The sequence below is a fragment of the Eubacterium multiforme genome, assembly GCF_030813415.1.
Classification (GTDB): Bacteria; Bacillota; Clostridia; order Clostridiales; family Clostridiaceae; genus Clostridium; species Clostridium multiforme.
In genome coordinates, this window is record NZ_JAUSUF010000001.1 from 403,686 (window position 1) to 428,648 (window position 24,963).

Here is a 24,963-nt window from a genome sequence, read left to right on the forward strand (position 1 = left end):
AAATTAATTTAAATTATGCATGTCTTGGATCTACTAATTTAACAGCATCTGCAACTCTTCCGTATTGTCCTGCTGCTTTTTCCATTGCTTCGTTAGCACTCATTCCCTTAGCAACGAATTCCATCATTCTGCCTAAGTGAACGAATTTGTATCCGATAATTTCATTATCTGCATCTAAAGCAACTTCTGTTACATATCCTTCTGCCATTTCAAGGTATCTTGGTCCTTTAGCAACTGTTCCATACATAGTACCAACTTGTGATCTAAGACCTTTTCCTAAATCTTCAAGTCCAGCTCCTATTGGAAGTCCACCTTCTGAGAATGCAGTTTGAGTTCTTCCATATACAATTTGTAAGAATAATTCTCTCATTGCAGTGTTTATAGCATCACAAACTAAGTCTGTATTTAATGCTTCTAAGATAGTCTTTCCTGGTAATATTTCTGAAGCCATAGCAGCTGAATGAGTCATACCTGAACATCCTATTGTTTCTACTAATGCCTCTTCTATTATTCCATCCTTAACATTTAAAGTAAGTTTACAAGCTCCTTGTTGAGGTGCACACCAACCTACTCCATGAGTAAGACCTGAGATATCTTTTACTTCTTTAGCTAAAACCCATTTTCCTTCTTCAGGAATTGGTGCTGGACCATGGTTAGGGCCTTTAGCAATTACACACATTTCTTGAACTTCTGTTGAATACATCATATTCTAATTTCTCCTCCCTAATTATTAGATTATAAACTGTTTTTTTATGTACAAAAACTTAGTTTACATTTCTAGCTAGGTCAAAAACCATCCCACTGGGTTAGTTTTATCCTAGTTATATTTTAGCAAATGTACACCAATCAAACAACTGTAATATTAAATTTTTTTATATTTTTGATAATTTTTTATTTCATTCAATTTATTTAATTGAATTTTTTTATTAATTCTGATATAATATTTTTCATTGGCGTACATTATTTAACAATGTATTTTATGCCACCATGGCGGAACTGGCAGACGCACATGACTCAAAATCATGCGGTTTTACCGTGTGGGTTCGATTCCCACTGGTGGCACCAAATATTTTATAGAAACTCGTAAAGCATTGAATTTACTAACATTCAAAGTTTTACGAGTTTTCTTTTTGTAAAAAGCAGTACAACAGTAGTGCAACTATAAGTTGTTTTTTCTTCTTTTATTAAAATTATAAGACTAAATTGTAACAGAAATACAACATTTCCAATATATAAAAAACAAACTTTAATTATTCTAAAACATAGAAAGAAGGTTACATATGAAAAAGAATATTTTTCTATTAGCATTATTAATTGCAATTGTATCAGGTGCATATATTGGAGTTAATGACTATATGAAGGTTAATGCAACAAAAGCTTATGTAGACTTATTACTTTGTGAGGCCATAGACCAATTAGCTACCATAGATTATAGAAGTAACCCTACTCAAGGTGATTACAATTCTGCAAGAAGTGTAAAAGTATTTAAAGATGCTGAAAATTATATACCACTAAGATTAAAAAATGACTATTATGACTGTCTTAAACTTTTAAAATATAAAAATGGCGATGAATTCTTTTATAAGAGAGAATCTTTAATAAACTCTTTAGGAAATTTACTTGAAAAATTCAATGTACCAATTGATTATATCCAAAAAGAATCTTCATTGGTACAATCAAAATTTAATTAAATTAATTCTTTATCAAAGTTAAAAGTTTCCACTTTTTTCAATTATTTAAAGTGGGAACTTTTTATATATTTATTTACTTTTTATAAAAAAACTAAAACGGTAATCTAAAAACCTCCTATCTCTATTTTTTATTATCTTTTCTATCATTTGCCTCTATCTTAGGCTAAATCACCTTTTATCACATTTACAATTTATTCTTTATATAAAAATTCATTTTTATGCAAATAACCATTAAATTTTATAAATTTATTTATCTTTCTGCTATATTTTTATTAATTTATAATTATATATTCTTAGATAATGCCTATCAATTACATTTGAATTGTATTTTTTTACAATTTATTAATTTTACTTTTTTTACAAGTTCATATTTTTACATTAAAATACAAATATAAGAATTTTTTTACATATTTTTTATTATAATTAAAATCTAATTATACATATTAATTAAATTGTATTTTCTACAATTTAACATATTAGTTTTACTACATATAAGAAAAAGTAATTCTATTCGTAAAATATAAACAATTTTATATTAAACCTACCCGCAAATTAAGAAACATAATTAAAATTTATGTTAATATAATAAAATTTCAAGGAGGTTATTTATGTTTAGTAAAAAGAAACTTTCTCTAATTACTACTGTTGCTGTTTTGGCCTGTTCTCTAGGAGGATTTACAACTGCTAATGCTGCTCCTAAATCGCAATCTAAAACAAAACCTACTACCATAGCAAACAAAATTAAAAAAGCTAAAAGAGAGGCTAATGGTAAAAAACTAACAGTTATGATGTACGCTGATTGCGATAATAATCTTGAAGATTATATACTTCATGACATCGAAGAAATTAAAAGGGGCATTACAGAAGATCCTAATTTAAATGTTGTAGTACTTGTTGATAGAACTCCAGGATATTCTAATAATTCCTCAATACTAGGTTCTAATTTCACAGATACTAGATTGTACAAAATAGGTAAAAATTCTGCAAAAAGAATTAGTGGTAGTACTCAATTTCCTGAAATAACTACTACAAGTAATTACGAAGCAAATATGGGTGATGCTCATACATTAAAGAAGTTTATTAACTTTTGTAAATCTAATTATAAAGCAGATAAGTATATGCTAATTATGTCAAATCACGGTGGTGGTGCAAAAGCTAAAACTTCAAATTCACCAAACAAAGCAATCTGTTGGGATGATAGTAATCAAAATGACTGCCTTTATACAGGAGAAATCTCAGATGTTCTTACTAAAAATGAATCTGTAGATGTTCTTGTGTTTGATGCTTGTTTAATGGGAACATCAGAAGTTGCATACCAATATAGACCTGGTAATGGAAGTTTTGAAGCTAATACAATTGTTGCCTCTGCACCTGTAGTGTGGGGATATGGATTACCTTATGATAAAATATTTGGACGTTTAAAAGCTGGTGGAGGAGATAATGGACAAACTGATTCTACATTAGGTGGAAAGGAAAAATTCTTTGATCCTTCAACTGTTACAAACAACGAATTAGGAGCATTATTTGTTGAAGAACAACGTGACTCTGTTAATGCTGCTCGTAGAACAGATCAACAGTTAAGCTGTTATGATCTTTCAAAAGTAGAAGCTGTAAAAAATTCTGTAGATACATTATCTAGAAATTTAAGTATTGAAAATAAGAAAAATGCTGTTGAATCTTTAAGAGGTTCTGGAACTAATACTTCATTAATTCATTATTTTAAAGAGTCTTCTGAACAAGAATGGATAGAATATCCTTACTTTGATTTATACGATTTTTGTCAAAAAATAAGTACAAGTAATAAATTTAGCAAAACTACTAAAGCGTTAGCTAGAAATGTTATGAAAAATGTAAATTCTTTAATTTTATATTCCTTTGGTGGAGAAAAATTCACAGGTTTTAAAGAAGGTAAAAATGGTATAAGTATATTCCTTCCAGATGGAAATAGAATTTATTCTGACTCATACTCTGGATATTCTATTCCTCATTGGGCTATACAAAGATGGTATAACTATCTTGATACTAATGCTTCTGGCTTAAGAAGTGGTTATGGAAAATTATCTTGGTGTAAAGATGGACTAGACTCTAGAATAAACAAAGTAGGAAACTGGTTTGAACTTTTAGATTCATGGTTTGATAAAACAAATGGTCCAAGTGGTGGCTATAATCATCATAGATGGTAAATTATAAATAATGAAAATAGGATCTCTTTTTTAAAGAGGTCTTATTTTTTTATTATTTTATTGGACATATCTTCCTTTACATAGTAAACTTTATATTCTAATACACAAAAGAAAGGATACATTAAATGAAGTTAAAAACACTTTCCCTATGTAATAAGATTATAATTATATCATCAATACTTTTTATTATAATTCTTATACTATCTATAATTATTTTTAAAAAGGTAAACCATAATTCAAAAGTCATAAATACTAATTCTACAAAAATAGTTCCACAGGATTCTAATGATTCTAAAGAAGTTAAAAATTCTTCAAATTTATCTTTTGGAATAGCAAATCTAAATAGCAAAATAGATAATTTAAATTTATTAGAGGAACCTTATAATTCTTCAGCTATATCATGTAAAATTCCAAATAGCTCAATAGTAAATATATTAGAAAAAGAAAAAAATTTTTACAAAGTAAAGTATAATAACAAAACAGGATATTTAAAGGAAGATTATTTGACTAAATGCAATTCAAATAAAATTAATCCTTCTGATTTATCAAGTACTATTAAAGAAGATTTTATAAGATATTATGCACAGGATGATCCTAGATATGGTAATAATATTTATAGTATTATAAATAACAAATCACAAATAATTGCAAATTCAGCCTGTGCTCCAACTGCTTTTGCAATAGTTGCTTCAACATTAAATAATACTGATATATCTCCACCTGAGTTATGTAAGTATTCAATAGAAAAAAATACAAGAACAACTAATAGAGGAACAGATAGCAAATTCTTCAAAATTGCCTCTTCTGATAAATCTAAACCACAATATAACTTGAATCTAACTTATACTTCAAGTATAAGAGAGGTAAAGAGACTGTTAAATGATAAAAAGCATTTAGTAATTGCTAATATGTGTCCTGGCCATGTTACTAAAGGAGGCCATTACATTGTTTTATCTGGTTATAAAAAAATAAATAACTCAACTTATTTTAAAGTTTATGACCCTCACTGTTATAATCAATTTTACATATATGATGGTACTATAATTGATAATATTAAAAATGATGGCTTTATATTATTAAAACAAAGTGTTTTGGCTAATGAAGGACAAGAATATTTTGTATTTTCTAGTAAATAAACTTAACTTTTAAATTCTTAATAATTTGAATTACTTAATGTAAAAACTAAGTTATCCAATGTAAAAATCAGGTTAAGGCTGTAGATTTCTAATATAAATTTAATTATACTAATTATGTAAAAGAAATTAATTGCTTTCTTTACAAACTTTATAAAAATATAAAATTTACAGGTAAAGGCAATGAGTGCTTGGCTCACTGCCTTTATTTGATATTTTTAATGTAATAAATTTATTGTAAATATGTTAACTTTTAAAAGAATATTAACTTCTAATGTAAAATCAAAGTTAAATGTATAACTAAAATACTATATTAGGTATATAATCTACTTATTGAATATAAACCTTTTAATATATCACTTTTTAAATATAATACTATTAAATAAAAAACTAAGAGAAATAAATCTCTTAGTTTTTTATTTATATAATTTTTTAATTATCTTTATTATAAATTATTTAGTTAACTTTAAAAATTAATGGACTATCATCTTTTGTTTTATATGGACCTATCTCTACATAAGCAATCTCATTTAAATCTACACCAGTAAGTTTTAATTCTGCCTGAATATCTCCTTCAATTGGATCTAGTTGCATCTTTTCATACTGAATTCTACTACCATCTTTATCTATAAGTTGTACAAATAAAAAATTATCAAATGCATAATCTAGTTGTTTTATTGTAGGCGCTTCTATCTCTATAACTAAGGCCCCATTTTCTTTTTTTATGTTTTTAATATTTATTACTGGATATGAACCATCATCTTCTTTATCACTTTTGTCTTTATAAATTGTATTATACTTACCTAGTTCTTCTGGTTCATATTTGCCACAGCCAACAAATATGGTATTTAGTGTTAATATAAAAATTAAAATTGCTACAAATTTTTTCATCCATTTCACTTCTTCCTAAGTTATAGATTTATTTAATTTTATCATAATTAATTCAAATTACAGTAAACGTTTTATTAACTCTAGGTTAAATCTTACATTTTTATTAATAAATAATTCCTTAAAATCTAAATTAACTCAGTTACAACTTTATAAATTAAAAATAACATTAAAACACCAATACATATCCAAACTAGTTGAGTAATTCTAGTATATAAAACACTTTTCCCTCCACCTTTATCTCCCATATAATCAAACCCTTCTTTTTTTATTTATATCTTTTTATAAGAGTCACTAAAAATTTCACTGTCTTTATAGGTGCCTTTCCTATTGAAGTTTCTCCTGATAGTAAAAATCCACTACACCCTTTTAAAATTAAATTATATATACTATCCACTTCAGATAAATCTGCTCTCTTTCCTCTTTTCATACTGTTTAAAATATGAGTTGCAACTATTATCTCTCCATTATATTTTTTTAGATTATTAAAAATTTTATCTTGATAAATTGGAACATCTATTATATTACATTCTGGAACTAAATCTCCCCGTCCAATTACAATTCCATTAACACTCTTAGAAATAATATTTACATTTTTAATTCCCTTTTCAGTTTCTAACTTTCCCCATATATCAGGTATATAACTTTCTTCTATATTCTTTAATTTTATAAAGTTTTTAACCTTTTCTATATCAAATACATCTTCAACAAAAGATTGACATATTATATCTACTTTATTTTTAATTCCCCAGGAAATTGCAATCTTATCTCTTTCTGAAAGTTCTAAGTTTTCCCTTGAAAATCCTTTTATATTACATCCTTTTTCAGCTCTTACTATCCCTCCCTTTTTCACTCTAACTTTAATTCCACTATTACTTATAGAAAGTATTTCAAAATTCATTGTATTATCTTTCATTGAAATACTTTTTATATTTTTATCCTTTAAAAATTTATTTTTTATATTTAAAGGAATCACCCTATTTTTGCCTCTCTTAACAGCATACCCTTCATTTATATAAATATCTTCTCCACAAAATACAAGTTCTTCTCCATTATAAATTTTATATATATATGGAAGCTTATCTGATATCCTTATTTTACTTCCAGGTAAGTCCACCATAATATGTATATCTTTATTTATATCTTTTATTAATTTATATTTTTCTTCAAAATCCTCAATTCTTCCATGAGAAAAATTAAATCTGAAGGTATTAACTCCAGATGAAATCAATTCTTGAATAACTAATTTTTCATTAATGCTAGGTCCTAAAGTTGCTATTACCCTCATAATGCTATCCCCCTTTTTACCCTTACTATAATATTACTTTTGTTCACCCCTTTTTATCCCTTAATATTACTTGTAATTACTTTTTCTATTTAAGATATAAAATAAAAAAACTAAAAATATAATTAATTTATGAAATCTTAAGTGACTCTAAAGAACTAATTAATATTTTTATTAAATCCTCTTTTTTGTCTTCAATTTCTTCTAAATTCATTTTTATAATTACAGTTGGAACATCTGTATTTTTCATTAAATAAAATTTATTTCCGTTATTATAATTAATATTATTTATTCCAATAGCCCTTAATTTTCTTTGTAGTTTCAGGGAAAAATCTTTAGATATCTTATCTTTGTAATAAATTTTTGTATTTTCCTCTTCCTCATTAATTTGAACAAGCAAAAAGAAATCTAATTTTGAAGTATTAATAAGAATTGCCTTTTTAAATACTTCCTCTCCAATAATTATTTTCTCTTCCAAGGACATATCAACAATATAATATCCCTTTTTCTTAAGCTCTGTCCTTACAGCCCTGGAAATATCAGAATAATTTATATCTATTCCAATTTTCATAATAATACCTCCAAGGATTAAATTTTATTATATTATATTCATAACTTTCCAAAATGTTCTAATTAAAGATTAACTAGAATAAATTATTAAAGAGATTTTAAATGGGAGGTTTTATAGTTGAAACATATTAAGTTTTTATCTTTAATATTAGCTTTAATATTTCTACAAGGTTGTACTTTAAATAGTTCAAGATATGTTCACTTTGAAAAAAGTCCTTCAAAAAATTATTACTCTAATAAAATTAAAGATAATCTAATAGATAATAAAACATATTCTCTTCAGGTATTTGACACAAATCTTTACAAATATTTTCCAGTAGATGAGAAAGATAATGATATTTTAAAAAATTTTATAAATACTTTAGATGAAAGTGCCTTTTTAGATAAATTTGAAATTAAAAACAAAGAAATTTTTAGACTTATTATTAAATTTCCAGAAGAAAATTATATTATAAAAATTTATGATAATAAAATAGCTACTCTTAATCCTTGGGATGGTCATTATAGTGAAGATATAATTGACATGAGCAATCTTCCCCTTCATTTTAATCTTTATGATTTTTGTAATTATATTAAAAATAAAAAATAGGAGTGCAATAGTTAATTTGCACTCCTAAACTTTAATTTAATTCTTCAAGTAATCTAAATACTCTCTTTTTTAATAGAGGGTGAACCTTATTAGGTGCTATTTCACAAAGAGGTTTTAATACAAATTCTCTCTCTTCCATTCTTGGATGTGGAATAGTAGTATAATCATCATCCATTATAATATCGTCATAAAATATAATATCTAAATCTATTATTCTAGGTCCCCACTTTATTATTCTTTCTCTCTTCATTAATTTTTCAATATTTAAAAGCTCATCCATAAGCTCCTTTGGAGAAAGTATTGTTTTTAATTTAATTGCTCCATTTAAGAAATCTTCCTGATTCTCTAATCCCCAAGGTTTAGTTTTTATAAATGATGATATTTTATCTATAGTAACTCCATTTATATCTTCTAAGTAATTTATAGCTTCTCTTAAATTATTTTCTTTATCTCCAATATTAGTTCCAATTGAAAGATAAGCTTCATGCCATCCTCTATTTATTTCAATAGCTGCATATTTTAAATGTCTTCCTATAGGTGCCCATGGTTTTTTAACTTTAACTTTAACATTTTTAATAAATCTATATTCATTAAGTATATATTCTGAAACTCTTTCTCCAACAGTTTCAATTAAATCATAACTTTTTTCACATACAACCTTCTCAATTCCATATACAAGTTCTCCATAATGAACAGAAGATTTTAAATCACCAGTTTTCCCTGCCTTTGAAAGGTCTAATTCTAACTCTATATCAAATATAAATTTTTGTCCTAAACTTTTTTCTTCTTGAAATACCCCATGATTTGCAAATATTTCAACATCCTTTAAATAAATTTTATCCATAAGTTATACCACCTTATTTAGCTTTTAAAATTGCATCTGTCATAACGCAAGCTCTCTTATTTTCTAGAACATCATGTACCCTTATAAATTCACAGCCTTTAACTATTCCAAGTACTGTTGTTGCTATAGTTCCTTCTAAACGCTTGTCTACTGGAAGATCTAGTGTTAGTCCTATCATTGACTTTCTTGATGTACCTAAAAGAACAGGATATCCCATATCTCTAATTTTTTCTAGGTTATTCATAACCTTTAAATTTTCTTCTAATGTTTTTGCAAATCCTATACCTGGATCTAATATAATATTTTCCTTTTTAACCCCAGCTTCTAATGCTATATTTATACTTTCTTCTAAATCACTTATAACATCTTCCATTAAGTTTTTATACTCAGCCTTTTCTCTATTATGCATTAAAATACAAGGAACTTCATATTCATAGGCAACCTTTGCCATGTTTTTATCCTTTTTAAATCCCCATACATCATTTATTAAATCAGCACCAGCTTCTATAGCTGCCTTTGCTGTTTCACTTTTATATGTATCAATTGATATTGGTATATCAAAATTTTCTTTTATTGCTTTTATTATAGGTACAACTCTCTTTATTTCTTCCTCTGCCTTAACAACTTCAAAGTTAGGTCTAGTTGACTCCCCACCAATATCTATAATATCAGCTCCATCATCTATAAGTTCTTTTGTTTTCTTTAAAGCAGCCTCTATATTATTAAACTTTCCTCCATCTGAAAAAGAATCTGGAGTTACATTAAGTATTCCCATTACATAGGTTCTTTCACCTAATTTAAATTCAGTATTTCCTATCTTCATTAAATTCACTCCTTAATTTAATACTTAATTATATTGTTTTTCTTATTTTTATCCCAATAGCATTTATTATAACTTTTACAAGTAAAGCAGTTTCTAGATAGCTTATCACTTTCTCTAATTAATTTATTAAAATAATTAGAATTATTATCTTCTCTATGATTTTCTATTCCACTTATTATTAAGTTTTGTTCTTCATTACTAAAGGAAGTTTCCTTTAATATTTTTTCAGCTAATATTACGCTTCCTTTATGATGTGGTATATTTTCTTTGTATTGCAAAACTCTACCTATATCATGTAAAAGAGCTACTGCATATATAACTTCTTTTGAAATATCAATGTTTTCTTCTAAAGCTTTTATATATGCTATTCTTGCAACATCTAAGCTGTGATCTAACCCATGTCTACAAAATTCTCTATCTATTTCTAGATCTTCTAAAAGTTTCATATTTTCCTTAAAAATATTATTTTTTAAAATCTCATTTACCTTATCCATAAATTATAGGCTCCTATCTCATAAGGGAAAGAATTTCTCCTCTAAGTTCCCTATCCTCTTCACATACACCTCTATAAGTAGTTGTTATTGTTTTTGTTCCAGGCTTTTTAACTCCTCTCATCGTCATACAAGTATGCTCTCCTTCAAGAACAACAATAACTCCCTTTGCATCTAAATATTTCATAATATCATCTGCAATTTCACAAGTTAATCTTTCTTGAAGTTGTGGTTTCTTTGAATGTAATTCAACTGTTCTTGCAAGTTTAGAAAGCCCTGCTACCTTTCCATTTGGTATATATGCTATATGAGCCTTTCCAAAGAAAGGTACAAAATGATGTTCACACATTGAATAAAAAACTATATCCTTTTCTATAACTAAATCATCTCTTGAAACAGTAAAGGCTTTACTTAAATATTCCTTAGCATCTTTATTAAGTCCTGCAAAAATCTCTTCATACATTCTAGCTATTCTCTCAGGTGTTTCTATAAGCCCTTCTCTATTTGGATCTTCCCCAATTCCTTCTATTATTAATTTGGCCCCTTCAATTATCTTCTCTTTGTTTATCATTTATCCTTTGCCCTCCAATTTTAGTAAATCTTCTCTATACTTATTGCTTATAATATTTGTAACATATTCTTTATCAAATCTTATATCTTCTATAAATTTAACTTTCATTATACCAAGTAAACTGTTAGTTAAAAATACTTCATCCATATTTTTTAATTCATCTAATGTAATATTACACTTAGAAACTTTAAAATTTCTTATAATCCAATCTCTTACTGTTCCATTTAATAATCCATTAGAACATTTTGGAGTATATATTTTTTTATTTTTTATACAAAATATATTAGAAACTGTAGTTTCACATAAATATCCCTTTTCATTAAAAAATATAGCATCATTAAAGCCTTCTTTTGCTGCCTTTCTTTTTTCTAATATATTTTCAATATAATTAGTAGACTTTATTCTAGGCATAATAGATGTTGAATTTCTAAGTACTTTTGAAATTTTAAGGTTAAATCCCTTTTCATACATTTCATCAGTATAACTATTGTCTCTTGTAGTTAATATAATATTTTTTTCTGTAACTGTTATCTTTAATGCTTTATTTACTAATTTTAATTTATTTATATATTCTACTACCTTTTCTTCTTCTATTAAAGGAGGCATATTTAAAATTTTTAAAGCTTTTTTCAATCTTTCTATATGAAATTCTAAAAAATAAGGGCTTTCATTAAAAAAAATTGTTTCAAAAACCCCTTCTCCAAAGAAAACACCATTATCTAAATTAATTTTATTTTGATCTATTATAATCTCTCTCATCTTAACACCTGCATTAATGCCTTTGCCTTTTGAAGTGTTTCATAATATTCATCTTCTTCATCTGATTCAAAGGTTATTCCTCCACCTACTCCAAAGTAAGCTTTGTTATCCTTTTTTAGTATAGTTCTTATTACTATATTAAAGTCACTATTTCCCCTTAAATCAAAATATCCTATACTTCCTGTATAAAGATTTCTTTTAACCCCTTCAAGTTCTTCTATAATTTCCATTGCACGAATTTTAGGTGCACCTGTTATAGATCCTCCTGGAAATGCTTCTTTCATACATTTAACTGCTGAATTTTCCTTTTTTAATTTTCCTTCTATTGTAGAAACTAAATGAAATACAGTTGCATATTCTTCTATTTTAAAAAGCTCACTAACCTTTACAGAATTATTTTCACATACTTTACTTAAATCATTTCTTTCTAAGTCAACAATCATAAGTAGTTCTGACTTATCCTTCTCACTATTTTGTAGCTCTCTTCTAAAAATATCATCCTCTTCTTTATTTTTGCCCCTTGGTCTAGTACCCTTTATTGGACGAGTATTTACATTTCCATCCTTTATTTGAATAAATCTTTCAGGAGAAGAACTTATAATTTGAAAGTCCTCATAATTTAAAAAAGCTGAAAAAGGTGCCTTATTAATACTTCTTAATTTAGAATATATTTTAAAGGAATCCTCTAGGGATTTACAATAAAATCTTTGAGTCATATTGGCAATATATATATCACCATTTACTATATATTCCTTCATCTTCTTAACTGCATTAATATACTCTCCCTTTGTAAAATTAGAATAAAATTCATTCTTTCCTTCTCTTATAGTTTCCTCGCCTTTAGGAGATGCATATTTTATTTTTTCTTTAATTAAATCTATATCCTCTTCTTCTTTTAATCCTAAGGATGTTATAAAAGTTTTATTTTTTATTAAGTCAAAAATTATTATATTATTATATAATATAAACCTCATATCAGGAATAGTAAAATCTTCTTTTGCTGTATTAGGTAGCTTTTCTAATAGTCTTCCTGCATCATAGGATATATATCCTATATATCCTCCAATTAAGGGAATATCACTTTCAATATGTAATTTATAATTTTCTATTCTTTTTTCTAACTCTAAAAAGCCATCTCTTCCTTCTATTTTTTTAGAATTTATATAAACTTCTCCATTTAAAACTTCAAAGGTTTCAATTGGGTTTATTCCTATAAAAGAATATTTTGATAACCTTTCATCTTCCTTTGAACTATCTAAAAAAACACTATCTTTTTCTTTACTAAATAAATTATATATATCAAAAGGAGATAAATTTGTTTTAATCTCTTCTATACTAAATTTCATTTTTTCTCTCCCTTCCTTTTTCTTTGCAAATATTAATAAAATTATTAAGAAGTGTATGTCCTTCTTCTGTAAGTACTGCCTCTGGATGATATTGAACACCATATATAGGTAAAGATTTATGTTCAATTCCCATAATAACTCCATCTTCTGTTATTGCAGTAATCTCTAATTCAGAAGGGAAGTTTTCCTTTTCTATAATTAAAGAATGATATCTTGTAACCTTTATTTCCTTTGGAATACCTTTGAATATTCCCTTTCCATTATTTAAAACCTTAGATATTTTTCCATGCATAGGTCTTATACCCTTTACTATATTACCTCCAAAGTATTCCCCTATACTTTGATGTCCAAGGCATATTCCTAAAATAGGTGTTTTTTCTTTAAATTCTTCTATTATTTTCAAAACTTCTCCAGCTTCCTTAGGACTTTTAGGTCCTGGTGATATAACAATTCCATCTGGATTAATATTATTTATTATGTCACTATTTACTTCATCATTTCTAAAAACTTTTACTTCTTCATCTAATTCATTAAAATATCTAACTAAATTGTAAACAAATGAATCATAATTATCTATCATTACTAACATAATATCCCCCACTTCTATTCATTTATCTTATCTTGTGCTAAAATACTTATAATATTTAAATTATAGCATAGCTTTTTATCTTAAAAAAATAAATAAGCTTAAGAAAGGAGTTTAAATTATATGCCAAAAGTTGATTTTCATGTACACACAAATAAATCTGATGGATTACTTAGTCCAAAAGAAGTTGTTGACAGAGCATATAAAAATGGAGTAGAAATACTTGCAATAACAGACCACGACACTATAAATGGTCTTTCAGAAGCAATAGATGAAGCAAAAGTTAAAAATATAAAATTAATTCCTGGAATAGAATTTTCATGTAACTATAACAATGAAAGTATCCACTTATTAGGATTTTTCAAAGATGACAGTTATAAATCAGAAAATTTTATTGAAATATTAAATAATATACAAGAAAAAAGAATATTAAGAGCAAAAAAAATGATAGAAAAATTATCTGATGAATTTAATATAAATATAAATTTTGAAGATGTTTTAAAACATGGTAAAAATGTAGTTGCAAGACCTCATATTGCAAAGGCAATAATAGATGCAGGTTATTCTTACACTCATGATTATATTTTTGATAATTTCATTGGTAAAGATAAACCAGCTTATGTACCAACTAACAAAATAACTATTGAAGAAGGTATAGAAGTTCTTCATAAATTTAATGCTCTTGTATTTTTAGCTCATCCTGTATTAATTAAAAATTCTTCTTTAGAAGATTTTTTAAAATTTAATTTAGATGGAATTGAAGCAGTATACTTTTTAAATTCAAAAGAAGATGAAAAATATCTATTAGATTTTGCAAAGAAACATAATCTTTTAGTTTCTGCTGGCTCTGATTGTCATGGTGATTTTAAAAATGATAAACGTCATGGTGATATAGGAGATATGCCTTTAAAAGATGAATATTTAAGTAAACTACTAGAAAATTTAAATATGAAATAAAATAAGTGCCTATTCTACTTTAATTATAAATGTAGAATAGGCACCTTTATTTAATAAAGAGGTGTCACTTTTATTTATCGCATTTATTTTTATCATCAATATACCATTTGCAATCAGTTGTTGGATTACTTAATATACCTGCCATTACTAAAATGGAAAGTATAGAACTTGTTATTTCTTGATAATTATCTGGTAAAACATCAAATCCAAATGCATGTAAAATCATTGGAATTAATGCTGCAATAGATACCCATAGTCCATAATTTTTAAAACGGGATTTATCAATCATATACTTTCCCCCTTTGTATTATTAATATATGTAAATATATTTGTTAAGTTACAAAAGGGCAAAAAAAAAAATAGTCTACCCTATAAAATAAGGTAAACTATTTTTTATTTTTATGCTTCTTTTAAGAAAGCAACATATCCATTTTTAGTTTCAAATACATCAACCTTTGATGCAACTTCCCATGGAGCATGCATATTTTGAAGAGCAACTCCACAATCAATTACTTCCATATTATATTGTGCTAATATATAAGCGATTGTTCCACCGCCTCCTTGGTCAACTTTACCAAGTTCAGCTGTTTGGAAGGATACATCGTGTTTTTCCATCATAGCTCTAAGTTCTGCAATGTATTCAGCATTTGCATCATTACAGCCACCTTTTCCTCTAGCACCAGTATATTTATTAAATACAATTCCTTTTCCAAAGAAAGCAGTATTTTTCTTTTCCATTACTGATGGATAATTTGGATCAAAGGCTGCACTAACATCAGATGAAAGCATCTTTGAGTTAGTTAAGCATCTTCTTAATTTTATTTCTGAATAATCTCCTGCTCTATCCATAACTTCAGCTACTACATTTTCAAAGAATTTTGACTGCATTCCAGTAGCTCCTATACTTCCAACTTCTTCTTTATCAACAAGTAAGCATACACAAGTTTTATCCTTTGCTTCCTTAATTTCTGTTAAAGCTAGTAATGAAGTATAAGCACAAACTCTATCATCTTGACCATATCCCATGATCATACTTCTATCTAATCCATAATCTCTTGCTTTTCCTGCTGGTACAACTTCTATTTCTGCTGATAAGAAGTCATCTTCTTCGAAATCATATTTTTCCTTTAATATTCTAAGAATGTTTGCCTTAACAGCATCTTTTTCTTCATCCTTTAAAGGTATGCTTCCAATTAGAACATTTAAGTCTTCTCCTTCAACTACTTTTCCAGCCTTTTTGTCCATTTGATCTGCTGCAAGATGAATTAAAAGGTCAGATATTCCAACTACTGGATCACTTTCATCTTCTCCAACAACTACATTTACTTTTGTTCCATCCTTTTTAACTACAACACCATGTAAAGCAAGTGGAAGAGTAACCCATTGATATTTCTTTATTCCACCATAATAGTGAGTGTCTAAAAAAGCTAAATCAGTATCTTCATATAATGGATTTTGTTTTAAATCTAGTCTTGGTGAATCAATGTGAGCTCCTAAAATTTTAAGACCTTTTTCCATTTTTTCTTTACCAATTACAAATAATGCTAGTCCTTTTCCCATATTATTTGCATAAACCTTATCACCAGGCTTTAAAGTTTCATTAGAATTTATTACATCTTCTAAATTTTTGAATCCATGTTTTTCTGCAATCTTAATTGACTCTACAACACATTCTCTTTCTGTCTTACATTCTGAAATAAATTTCTTATAGCCTTCGTTGAAATTAAATATTTCTTGAATTCCTTTTTCATCATACTTTTCCCAAGCATTTTTTGACATATGAAATTCCTCCCTTTTGTTATTTATATTATTATTATTATCTTTTGTTATAATAATAATTACTTTTTTAATTATCGCTTATTTGATTTATTCTGTTTTCTATAATATCAACTGGTGTTTCTTTAGACATAAGTGAATATCTAAAGTTTACTGCAGCCGCCTCAATAATTACTGCAATATTTCTACCAGGTCTTATAGGAACAGTTAGTTTTCTAACTGGAACGCCTAAAACATCCATATACTCATAGTTTGTTCCTAACCTATCATAGTCCCCTTCGCTTTTCCAATGTTCGAAATGCATTACAAGTTTAATATCTTTTTCTTGTAGTACTGAACTTAAACCATATAATGCAGAAACATCGATTATTCCAATACCTCTAACTTCAAGCATTCCAATAGTTATTCTAGGTGATGAACCAATAAGTTCACCATCTATTTCTTTTATATCAACAGCATCATCAGTTACTAATCTATGTCCTCTTTTTATAAGTTCAAGGGCAACTTCACTTTTACCGATTCCACTTTCTCCTGTTATTAATATACCTATTCCATAAACATCCACTAGCACTCCATGAAGTCTAGTTTCTGGTGCTAATTTATCTGCCATGTAAATAGTTAATTTACTAATAAAATTTGTAGTAACCATGTTACTTCTTAAAACCCAAATATTTTGTTTTTCAGCATATTTTATTAGTTCTTCATGAGGTACAAGATCTCTTGTTACTATTACACACTTCATATTAAAGCTAAAGAATTTTTTAAGTCTCTTTCTTCTTAGTTCAACTTGCATATCATCTAAGAAACTCCATTCAGCCTTTCCTATAACTTGTATTCTTTCAGGTGTAAAGTAATTATAAAATCCAGATAGTTGCAGTCCAGGTCTATTGATATCGCTTACATTTATTTTTTCACCTTCAACGCCTTCTACTAATATTTCTAAGTCGAAGTCTTTAATTAATTTTTCAACTGTTACTGCCATACACTATCCACCCTTTATTTCTTTTTCTTAAGCTCTATTCCTTCAAGTTGAGCTCTAAAATTTCTTTTTACACTATCTATATATCTTTGTCTTAATTTTTTTTGTAATTCTTTTTCTTCTTCTGTTAATCCCTCTTCTTTACTCTTTTTATATAATTCATTTATTTTAGCTGTTACTTCATCTATGTTCATCTTATCTATGTTATTCATATAATACTCCTTACAAAATCAATATTTTTTAGTCTTTATATTTATTTTACTAATATTTTTATACATAATCAACTTTTATCACCAATGATTTTAACTTTTAAACAGCTTATTTACAATTATTACTTTAATAATACAATTTAACTTAACAAATATCCTTCTATTAAATTTAGCTGCTTAATTTATTTAATCTTTGTAAAAAAAAATACCTCTACTACAGAGGTATTAATTCTACAAAATATATCATCCCAACATGCCGTTTGCTTATATATTCAAGACCTGCGCCTCGCAGGTGGGTTTCACTCATATTATATCTGCCATCTTCCGTCATAATGAAAGCAAAAGCCTTGAAGCCCGACATTACTAATAATGTTGCAAATCCCGTTTATCATATGTAGGTTGAACATGATAAGCTTGGCGAACATCTCAGGAATGCTATGACTTTATTATAACACATTTTTTTATCATTTCAAGTTTTTCTTAAAACTCTGAAACTCTAATAATTATCTATAAGTAATCGTTTAACATATCTTCTAATGGTAAATCGCAATCTTCTGTACAAAATGCTGCAACAAATTTAATATAGTCAGTATTATTTCCATCTATATTTAACTCATGAGCCATTCCTTCAATTTCAAGTTCATCACTTATATCTTCAATAATATTTTCAATATTATCTTTAGCTATATCTAAAAGATATGGTATGTACCAGTCCTTTTTCCATTCTTCACTTTCTTTTTCTGTATCACTTTCTTCATTTGCATAAGATTCTGCAGCTTTAAGCTCATCTCTATCAAAATCATAGAAAAATTCTAGTACTACTTTATCATCATCTACTAAAATTTCTTCAATTTCTGTTAATCCATTTTCTTCTAACATTTCAATAATATCAAAAGCTTTCATTTCTCATTACTCTCCTTTTAGTATATAAGCTTACTGTATTCTTTTTTTACTGCTAAAAATTCTTTGTCATCTTCAACAAGATTTAGCTCTTCTTTGTCATCTACTTTATCTATTCTAAAGACAAATATGTCTTCTGCATCCTCATCAACAGGTGTTAATAATAAATATTCCTTCTTTTCAAGAAATATTCTTGCAACAGCCTCAAAATCCACTTTATTTCCATTTTCATCTTTAAAAGACATTATCTCTTTTTCTTCCATGTGTTTAATTCCTCCTAACATTTTTATGTTCTTATTATAATTATAATTACTTATAAATACAAACCTAATATAGGTAATTTTAAAAAAAGACTACCTAAAAATCCATAAAATTTTTAAATAGTCTTTAAAAGCATGTTGTTTTTTTATAATTAGCTCTCTATAAAATAATTCTATATTAATAAATATTTTAAATTTAATTTTTAATTAGAGAAGTTATCTTATCTAAAGCTATAATATATTCAGTGTGAAGAGCTCTTGTAAGAGATACATATAAAAGTCTTTGATCTAATATACTCTCTTCCTTATAATCCTCTTTACTTGGATTATAAATTATACTACAGTCAAATTCTAATCCCTTTGTTAAATATGATGGAATTATTATGTTATCTCCCTTTGCTTCCTTTTCTTTTCCTTTTATTCTTTGGAATTTATATTTACATTTTCTTCTTAATAGCTTTTCTAATTTTTCTGCTTCCTTAGAATCCTTTGTTATTAAAGCTATACTATTTTTACCTGATGAAATGACTTTATCAATTATATTTTCCACTGTCTGTATTACTTCTTTTTCCTCTTTTAAGTTTATTATTTCTGGTTTTGCTCCATGCCTTAAAACAGGTTTTGCATCTTTAAGTCCAAGATTTTGAGCATCTAATGCACCCTTTGCAAAATCTATAATTTCAACAGTTGAACGGTAACTTTGAGTTAAACTTATAAATGTTGCCTTATCCTTAAATAGCCCCTTAGTTATATCTTCCCAAGTTTTAAGTCCTTTATAATAATAAATTCCTTGAGCTAAATCTCCAACTAATGTTAAAGAATTTCCCTTGGCCATTTCATTTACTAAATATATTTGAAAAGGACTATAATCTTGTGCTTCATCTACAACTATATGTTTAAACTTTTCATTATCTTCTATTCCTTCAAGTAAAACTCGAATATATAAAAGTGCTGCTAGATCATCTTCATCTACTATTCCTTCTTTATCTCTTCTATTAAATTCATCTTTCATAAATTCTGCAAGAGCTTCTGGAATCTTACCATCTGTAGATATTTCAAACAATTCATCATCATTATAAAATCCTCTATATATGTCACTTGGATTTATTCCCCTCCAAGCTTTAAAATAATCATTCATTACAGTTTTAGAATTATTTTTAATAGACTTCTTAATTTTATCTCTTTCATCATAAAGATTTATAAGTTTTTTTCTTCTATCCTCTGAATCCTCTTCATTAAGTTTTATATCTCGTATTTTACTATCCCATTCTATATTTACCTTTTCAAGAACTAATTGAATTTTTTCTTTAAGTTTTAAAGTTAAATATCTTTTTATTTCATCTTTTCTTTTATTTATAGGATATGCCCTTAAATCTTTTAAATATAATCTCATTATTTCTTTTCTCTTAAATAGAACTTGATTTTCTATTTCTATATCTTTAATTTCTAAAGCTCTTCCTTCAATTAAAGTTATATATCTATCAATCATTATTTTAAAAGTTAATGAACCTCTTATTTTTGCTGAATTTATAATTAATTTTCTTTTTAATTCATCTTCCTCTTCCATTATACTTTTAAGTTTTTCATCTTTATTGTATATTTTTCCTTTAATTTTAGCTTTAGACTTTGCCATTTCTTCAAAAGTACTCTGTTTTACTTCATTAGCTCCAAGACTTGGTAAAATCTCTGAAATATAGTCTAAAAACAGTTTATTAGGTGCAAGAACTAAAATATCTTCTCCACTCATATTTTCTTTATATCTATATATAAGGTATGCAAGTCTATGAAGGGCTATTGTTGTCTTTCCAGATCCTGCTGAACCTTGAACTATTATAGGTAAATTTCTTGGCCATCTTATAATATCATTTTGTTCCTTCTGAATTGTTGCAACAACTTCTTTAAGTTTCTTACCTCTACTTTCTTCAAGATTAATCTTAAGAAATTCATCAACTAATCCTTGGCCTTCTTCTCCATTTATCATAAGCTCATTTATACTTTCATCAAAAATTCTTTCAAGTATTCCTTCTTCATCAAATAAAAATTTTCTCTTTAAAGAAAGTTCTCCATCTATAATTCCAACTGGAGCCTTATAATAGGCTTCTCCCCCTGTTCCACTATAGTAAAGATCTGCAACTGGTGCTCTCCAATCTACTACAACTTCTTCTCCATTTTTAGAACTATTTATTCCATGTTTTCCAATATAAATATTTTCTATTTCTGCTGACCTTTTCTCCCTAAAATCAACTCTTCCAAAATAAGGACTATTGTATACTTCTTCATATTTTTGTATATCATTTTTTGCAAGATTCATAGCTTTTTCTATGGATTCTTTTTCAAAATTATATTTTCCCTTTAATTCCTTACTTAACTCTGTAAACTTATGAGTTACTTGTTCAACATATTTTTGCTTTTCTAAAAGCTCTTCATCTATAAGTTTTCTCTTTTCTTCTAGTATTAATCTTTCTTCATTTAATTCACTATTACTCAAAATAAATACCTCTTAATTTAAAATATTATCTATAAAACATACATTATCTATTATATACTTAAACAGTTCAAGGTATCTAGTCTATTTATTTTTTCTTTATTCTTTCTGAAAAATTGTATATATTCTCTTATTTCTAACCTTTGCAAAAGCATTTAAAAAGCCATAGCTTATAAAAGCATCTGCCATATGATGCAAAAATGCACCTACAAAAGTTACAATTAAAAGCTGAAATAAATCAAATCCAACAAAAGGTATAACAACTAAAGTTTCAAGTCCTGCATGTACAATTGATGTTATTGCTGTCATTTTTTTATAAGATTTATATTTTTGTATAATCTTTGCTCCAACATATCCAACTATAATATGAGTTGCTGCTCTAAAAACTACAGGAAGTGGCATTCCTGCTATAAGAAAACCTATAGTAGATCCAATTCCTGTAACTACTGCAACCATTGGAGATATCATAATAGATATAAACATTGGCACATGAGCTGCTAAAGTTGCACTAAATGGTGGTATATAAATTCTTAAAAAACTAAATTGTATTGGAATTATTATTGCAAGTGCTGTTAAAAGTGATGCGTATACCATTTCTCTTGTTTTGTTATTATTCATAAAAATCTTCCCCCTTTTTTATATTAGTGTATATACACTAATATATTCATTATAAACTACGAGGAAAATTTTTAAAAGTAAAAAAATGAGCTACACATTAATTATTTAATGTAGTAGCTTCATTTTATAATTTATATTAATTTATTTTTTTAAGTTCATTTATTAATAATTCATTTTCATTATGTTTTAAAACACAAACTCTGAAAAATTTATTATCTAATCCTTCAAAGGATTTACAATTTCTTATTATAATTTTTTTACTAACTAATTTATCATATATATAATCTGCTGTTAAGCCTTCTTTTTTAATTTCACATAATATAAAATTACCTTTGCTATCATAATTTTTAATCCAATCTATACTGCCTAATTCCTCATTAAGATATTTTCTCTCATTTGTCATATGAGTTATTGTACTATTTATGTACTCAGTATCCTTAAACATTTCTTCTCCCATTAAGGTTGCAAAAATATTTATATTCCATAAATCTAAATTAGCTAAAATCTTATCTTTAACAGCCTTACTGGATATTAAACCATATCCAAGTCTTATTCCTGGAGTTGAAAAAAACTTTGATGTTCCCCTTATTACAAAAAGATTTTCATATTCATCCACTAAAGTAGTAGCTGAATAGTCCTTTGTATAAGTAAACTCTATATAAGTTTCATCTACCATAACAAAGGCTTTTGTTTCTTTTACAATTTCTCTAATTTCTTCCTTTGTAAAGGCAAATCCTGTTGGATTGTTAGGATTACAAATAATAACAAGATTAAAACTCTCTTCTTCTATCCTTTTCTTAAGATCCTTAACATTAATTTTAAAATCATTTTCCTTTTTGGCAAAATACTTTGATATTTTACATCCTATCTTTTTAAGTTCTTTTTCATATTCTGAATAGGCAGGTGCTACAAGTAATGCCCTTTTAGGATTAACTGTTTCTATAAATGAAGATATAAGTTCTGTTGCACCACCTCCAAGTAAAATATTTTCACTCTTACAATTACAATATTTTGATATTGAACTTTTAAGATTTTTATATTCAGGATCTGGATATATTGAAACCATATCTATATTATTTATAACAGCTTCCTTTGCTTTCTTTGAAGCTCCAAAAGGATTTATGTTTGAACTAAAATCTAAAATTTCTCCTCTGTCTATTCCAAGTTTATTTGCTAAATCAAAAAGATTAGCTCCATGAGTAACTGACATAATAATACCTCCAATTAATATTATCTACTATTTACTATTATAATAAACTTTTTTAATTAATCATAATTTATAAAATTCTACACTAAATTTTAAGATTAAATATTATTATTAATAATATCTATTTGTCTATTTCTTTTCCAACTAAAGAATTTTTCTTTCCATAGCCAAAATATCCTATAAGCATGAAAAATAATATAATTAAAAATACAATCCATGTTGTTTTCTTTAAATTTAACATTAAAAATAAGCAACATAAACTTCCTAGTATAGGGATAACAGGTACAAGTGGTGTTTTAAAACTTCTCTTTATATTAGGATATTTTTTTCTAAATATTATTATTGAAAAACATACAAAAGTATAAACAAGTAAAAATGCTATACTTGCAAAATTAGCTAAATCCTTTAAATTAAAAAATCCTGCAAGAATTGATGATATAATTCCTATAACCCAAAGTGAAATATATGGAACATCATTTTTATCCTTCTTACTAAAAACTTTAGGAACTAATCCATCTTCACTCATTGTTGATAATATTTGAGAAGTTGCAAAATTTCCTGCAAATATTACTGCAAGTATTCCAATAATTGTTCCTAATGAAACAACAAAGGCAACCATTGGCTTACCAGCAACTTTCAAAGTATAAGAAAGAGCATCTGGAACATTTAAATTACTATATGAAGTTATTCCTGTTAATACTAATGAAACACCCACATAAACTAGTGCACATATAAATAATGATGTTAAAAGTCCAATTGGTAATGCTTTTCTAGGATTTTTTACATAAGGTGCTGCTGATGCTGTTGCATCAAATCCACAATAAGCAAAAAATACAGATGCAGCTCCAGTCATAACTCCTGATGTTCCATAAGGTGTAAATGGTACCCAATTTGATGTTTTCATATGCATTGAACCAACTACTAAAAATAAAGCAATTACGAAAAGCTTTATAATCACCATTGTATCATTTACCTTTTTACTTGATTTTGTACCACCTGAAATAACAAATGTAATAAATATTATTGCAAAAATTGCTGGCAAATTAACAATTCCACCTTGAGATGGTATTGATGTAATTGCTTTAGGTAAATGTATGTTAATAACATCTAATAAACTTAAAAGATAACTTCCCCACCCTGATGCTACTGTTGCTGTTGAAAGAATATATGCAATTACTACACACATTCCTACTATGTATGCAATAAACTCTCCTAACGTTACATATGTAAAAGTATATGAACCGCCAGGACTTTGTATACTTGCACTAAGTTCAGCATAGCATAAAACTATTAATGCAGCTGCAATAGCTCCAATTACAAAAGAAACTGCAACTGCAGGTCCTGCCTCTTTAGCTGCAACTATTCCAGTTAAAACCATAACTCCAGTTCCTATAACAGAACCTATACTCATTAATGTTAGGTCTAATGTATTTAAATTTTTTTCACTGTCTTTAACATTTTGAGATACTTTTTCAATTTGCTGAGTTCTAAAAATGCTCAAATAAATCACCTCTTCCATTAATAAAAATCAATAAATATTTTTTAAATAATACTAAAATAAACTAATATATTTTTAATTTTGTCATAAAAATTATATCAATATTCTAAAAAGTTTCTATGTAAAGTTTTTTTCAAAAAAGTAAACTTTTATTTTTTATAGTCTTTTTTTTAAAATTCATTTATTTTTATCCTATATTTGGAACAATCCATAAATTTTCTCTTAAATATATAATATAATTTTCTTTATTTTATAAAATTAGTACACTTTTCTTCATATTATGTATATACTATAATTTATGACTAACTTCTTAAA

Annotated in this window: 26 protein-coding genes, 1 tRNA gene and 1 other RNA gene; 6 read left to right on the plus strand and 22 right to left on the minus strand. The window is 26.6% G+C overall.

The features are described from left to right. Nucleotides 1–13: 13 nt before the first annotated feature. Nucleotides 14–706, minus strand: coding sequence for an iron-sulfur cluster assembly scaffold protein (locus J2S18_RS01850; protein WP_307482503.1), 693 nt, complete (start codon nucleotides 704–706; stop codon nucleotides 14–16). Nucleotides 707–981: 275 nt separating this feature from the next. Between J2S18_RS01850 and J2S18_RS01855 the strand changes: the two genes are divergently transcribed. The 4 genes from J2S18_RS01855 (at nucleotide 982) to J2S18_RS01870 (ending at nucleotide 5,010) form a co-directional block, all read left to right on the plus strand. Next, nucleotides 982–1,065 (plus strand) — tRNA-Leu (locus J2S18_RS01855). A gap of 215 nt (nucleotides 1,066–1,280) precedes the next feature. Then, the gene (locus J2S18_RS01860) at nucleotides 1,281–1,691 is read left to right on the plus strand and encodes a hypothetical protein (RefSeq protein ID WP_307482505.1); all 411 of its coding nucleotides are present in this window, start codon (nucleotides 1,281–1,283) and stop codon (nucleotides 1,689–1,691) included. A gap of 608 nt (nucleotides 1,692–2,299) precedes the next feature. Then, nucleotides 2,300–3,874, plus strand: a complete 1,575-nt coding sequence (cloSI, locus tag J2S18_RS01865) for a clostripain (RefSeq protein ID WP_307482509.1) — start codon at nucleotides 2,300–2,302, stop codon at nucleotides 3,872–3,874. A gap of 125 nt (nucleotides 3,875–3,999) precedes the next feature. Beyond that, the gene (locus J2S18_RS01870) at nucleotides 4,000–5,010 is read left to right on the plus strand and encodes a C39 family peptidase (protein WP_307482512.1); all 1,011 of its coding nucleotides are present in this window, start codon (nucleotides 4,000–4,002) and stop codon (nucleotides 5,008–5,010) included. Between the two features lie 453 nt (nucleotides 5,011–5,463). Here the strand turns inward: J2S18_RS01870 and J2S18_RS01875 are convergent, their stop codons facing one another. From J2S18_RS01875 to J2S18_RS01885, 3 genes are all read right to left on the minus strand, one after another. Further along, the gene (locus J2S18_RS01875; protein WP_307482515.1) at nucleotides 5,464–5,898 is read right to left on the minus strand and encodes a hypothetical protein; all 435 of its coding nucleotides are present in this window, start codon (nucleotides 5,896–5,898) and stop codon (nucleotides 5,464–5,466) included. Nucleotides 5,899–6,163: 265 nt separating this feature from the next. Beyond that, on the minus strand, nucleotides 6,164–7,183 hold the full coding sequence (locus tag J2S18_RS01880) for a pyruvate kinase (RefSeq protein WP_307482518.1): 1,020 nt from the start codon (nucleotides 7,181–7,183) through the stop codon (nucleotides 6,164–6,166). A 127-nt stretch (nucleotides 7,184–7,310) separates the two neighbouring features. Beyond that, nucleotides 7,311–7,751, minus strand: a complete 441-nt coding sequence (locus J2S18_RS01885; protein ID WP_307482522.1) for an N-acetylmuramoyl-L-alanine amidase — start codon at nucleotides 7,749–7,751, stop codon at nucleotides 7,311–7,313. A gap of 117 nt (nucleotides 7,752–7,868) precedes the next feature. Between J2S18_RS01885 and J2S18_RS01890 the strand changes: the two genes are divergently transcribed. Further along, nucleotides 7,869–8,339 (plus strand): DUF4883 family protein, encoded by a 471-nt coding sequence (locus J2S18_RS01890; protein WP_307482526.1) that lies wholly within the window; start codon nucleotides 7,869–7,871, stop codon nucleotides 8,337–8,339. Between the two features lie 31 nt (nucleotides 8,340–8,370). Here J2S18_RS01890 and folK read toward each other — a convergent pair whose 3' ends face one another. Genes folK through J2S18_RS01925 form a run of 7 tightly spaced genes read right to left on the minus strand, consistent with a single transcriptional unit; the run spans nucleotide 8,371 to nucleotide 13,762 of the window. After that, nucleotides 8,371–9,183: a 2-amino-4-hydroxy-6-hydroxymethyldihydropteridine diphosphokinase gene (gene folK, locus J2S18_RS01895; RefSeq protein ID WP_307482529.1), complete on the minus strand. Its 813-nt coding sequence runs from the start codon at nucleotides 9,181–9,183 to the stop codon at nucleotides 8,371–8,373. A 13-nt stretch (nucleotides 9,184–9,196) separates the two neighbouring features. Beyond that, a complete protein-coding gene (gene folP, locus J2S18_RS01900) occupies nucleotides 9,197–10,006 on the minus strand; it encodes a dihydropteroate synthase (RefSeq protein ID WP_307482532.1) in 810 nt (269 codons plus the stop codon). Between the two features lie 17 nt (nucleotides 10,007–10,023). Further along, on the minus strand, nucleotides 10,024–10,500 hold the full coding sequence (locus tag J2S18_RS01905; RefSeq protein ID WP_307482536.1) for an HD domain-containing protein: 477 nt from the start codon (nucleotides 10,498–10,500) through the stop codon (nucleotides 10,024–10,026). 13 nt (nucleotides 10,501–10,513) lie between these two features. Continuing rightward, nucleotides 10,514–11,068, minus strand: a complete 555-nt coding sequence (gene folE / locus J2S18_RS01910) for a GTP cyclohydrolase I FolE (RefSeq protein ID WP_307482539.1) — start codon at nucleotides 11,066–11,068, stop codon at nucleotides 10,514–10,516. Then, entirely contained in the window at nucleotides 11,069–11,827 is a 759-nt protein-coding gene (locus J2S18_RS01915; RefSeq protein ID WP_307482542.1) for an aminotransferase class IV, read from the minus strand. It lies immediately after the preceding gene. Next, a complete protein-coding gene (gene pabB / locus J2S18_RS01920) occupies nucleotides 11,824–13,173 on the minus strand; it encodes an aminodeoxychorismate synthase component I (RefSeq protein ID WP_307482545.1) in 1,350 nt (449 codons plus the stop codon). Before pabB ends, J2S18_RS01915 begins: the two co-directional genes overlap by 4 nt. Next, nucleotides 13,163–13,762 (minus strand): anthranilate synthase component II, encoded by a 600-nt coding sequence (locus tag J2S18_RS01925; protein WP_307482548.1) that lies wholly within the window; start codon nucleotides 13,760–13,762, stop codon nucleotides 13,163–13,165. Before J2S18_RS01925 ends, pabB begins: the two co-directional genes overlap by 11 nt. Nucleotides 13,763–13,882: 120 nt before the next feature. Between J2S18_RS01925 and J2S18_RS01930 the strand changes: the two genes are divergently transcribed. Continuing rightward, nucleotides 13,883–14,716 carry a PHP domain-containing protein gene (locus J2S18_RS01930; protein ID WP_307482551.1) on the plus strand — a complete coding sequence of 278 codons (834 nt, stop codon included), beginning with the start codon at nucleotides 13,883–13,885 and terminating at the stop codon, nucleotides 14,714–14,716. 70 nt (nucleotides 14,717–14,786) lie between these two features. Here the strand turns inward: J2S18_RS01930 and J2S18_RS01935 are convergent, their stop codons facing one another. The 11 genes from J2S18_RS01935 to J2S18_RS01985 form a co-directional block, all read right to left on the minus strand. Then, entirely contained in the window at nucleotides 14,787–15,005 is a 219-nt protein-coding gene (locus tag J2S18_RS01935; protein ID WP_307482554.1) for a phage holin family protein, read from the minus strand. Nucleotides 15,006–15,115: 110 nt separating this feature from the next. Continuing rightward, nucleotides 15,116–16,495, minus strand: coding sequence for an aminopeptidase (locus J2S18_RS01940; RefSeq protein ID WP_307482557.1), 1,380 nt, complete (start codon nucleotides 16,493–16,495; stop codon nucleotides 15,116–15,118). Nucleotides 16,496–16,562: 67 nt separating this feature from the next. After that, a complete protein-coding gene (hprK, locus tag J2S18_RS01945; protein WP_307482560.1) occupies nucleotides 16,563–17,474 on the minus strand; it encodes an HPr(Ser) kinase/phosphatase in 912 nt (303 codons plus the stop codon). A 14-nt stretch (nucleotides 17,475–17,488) separates the two neighbouring features. Beyond that, complete coding sequence (locus tag J2S18_RS01950; RefSeq protein ID WP_307482563.1) at nucleotides 17,489–17,683, minus strand: DUF896 domain-containing protein; 195 nt, start codon at nucleotides 17,681–17,683, stop codon at nucleotides 17,489–17,491. A 239-nt stretch (nucleotides 17,684–17,922) separates the two neighbouring features. Then, a non-coding RNA gene (gene ssrS, locus J2S18_RS01955) (6S RNA) lies at nucleotides 17,923–18,116 on the minus strand. Nucleotides 18,117–18,187: 71 nt separating this feature from the next. After that, nucleotides 18,188–18,583 (minus strand): hypothetical protein, encoded by a 396-nt coding sequence (locus J2S18_RS01960; protein WP_307482566.1) that lies wholly within the window; start codon nucleotides 18,581–18,583, stop codon nucleotides 18,188–18,190. 17 nt (nucleotides 18,584–18,600) lie between these two features. Further along, nucleotides 18,601–18,843: a DUF1292 domain-containing protein gene (locus tag J2S18_RS01965; RefSeq protein ID WP_307482569.1), complete on the minus strand. Its 243-nt coding sequence runs from the start codon at nucleotides 18,841–18,843 to the stop codon at nucleotides 18,601–18,603. Between the two features lie 193 nt (nucleotides 18,844–19,036). Then, the gene (gene helD / locus J2S18_RS01970) at nucleotides 19,037–21,328 is read right to left on the minus strand and encodes an RNA polymerase recycling motor HelD (RefSeq protein WP_307482572.1); all 2,292 of its coding nucleotides are present in this window, start codon (nucleotides 21,326–21,328) and stop codon (nucleotides 19,037–19,039) included. 96 nt (nucleotides 21,329–21,424) lie between these two features. Beyond that, complete coding sequence (locus J2S18_RS01975; protein WP_307482574.1) at nucleotides 21,425–21,943, minus strand: ECF transporter S component; 519 nt, start codon at nucleotides 21,941–21,943, stop codon at nucleotides 21,425–21,427. Between the two features lie 136 nt (nucleotides 21,944–22,079). Beyond that, nucleotides 22,080–23,153 carry a pyridoxal phosphate-dependent aminotransferase gene (locus J2S18_RS01980; protein WP_307482577.1) on the minus strand — a complete coding sequence of 358 codons (1,074 nt, stop codon included), beginning with the start codon at nucleotides 23,151–23,153 and terminating at the stop codon, nucleotides 22,080–22,082. 118 nt (nucleotides 23,154–23,271) lie between these two features. Continuing rightward, entirely contained in the window at nucleotides 23,272–24,651 is a 1,380-nt protein-coding gene (locus tag J2S18_RS01985) for an APC family permease (RefSeq protein WP_307482580.1), read from the minus strand. Between the last annotated feature and the right edge of the window lie 312 nt (nucleotides 24,652–24,963).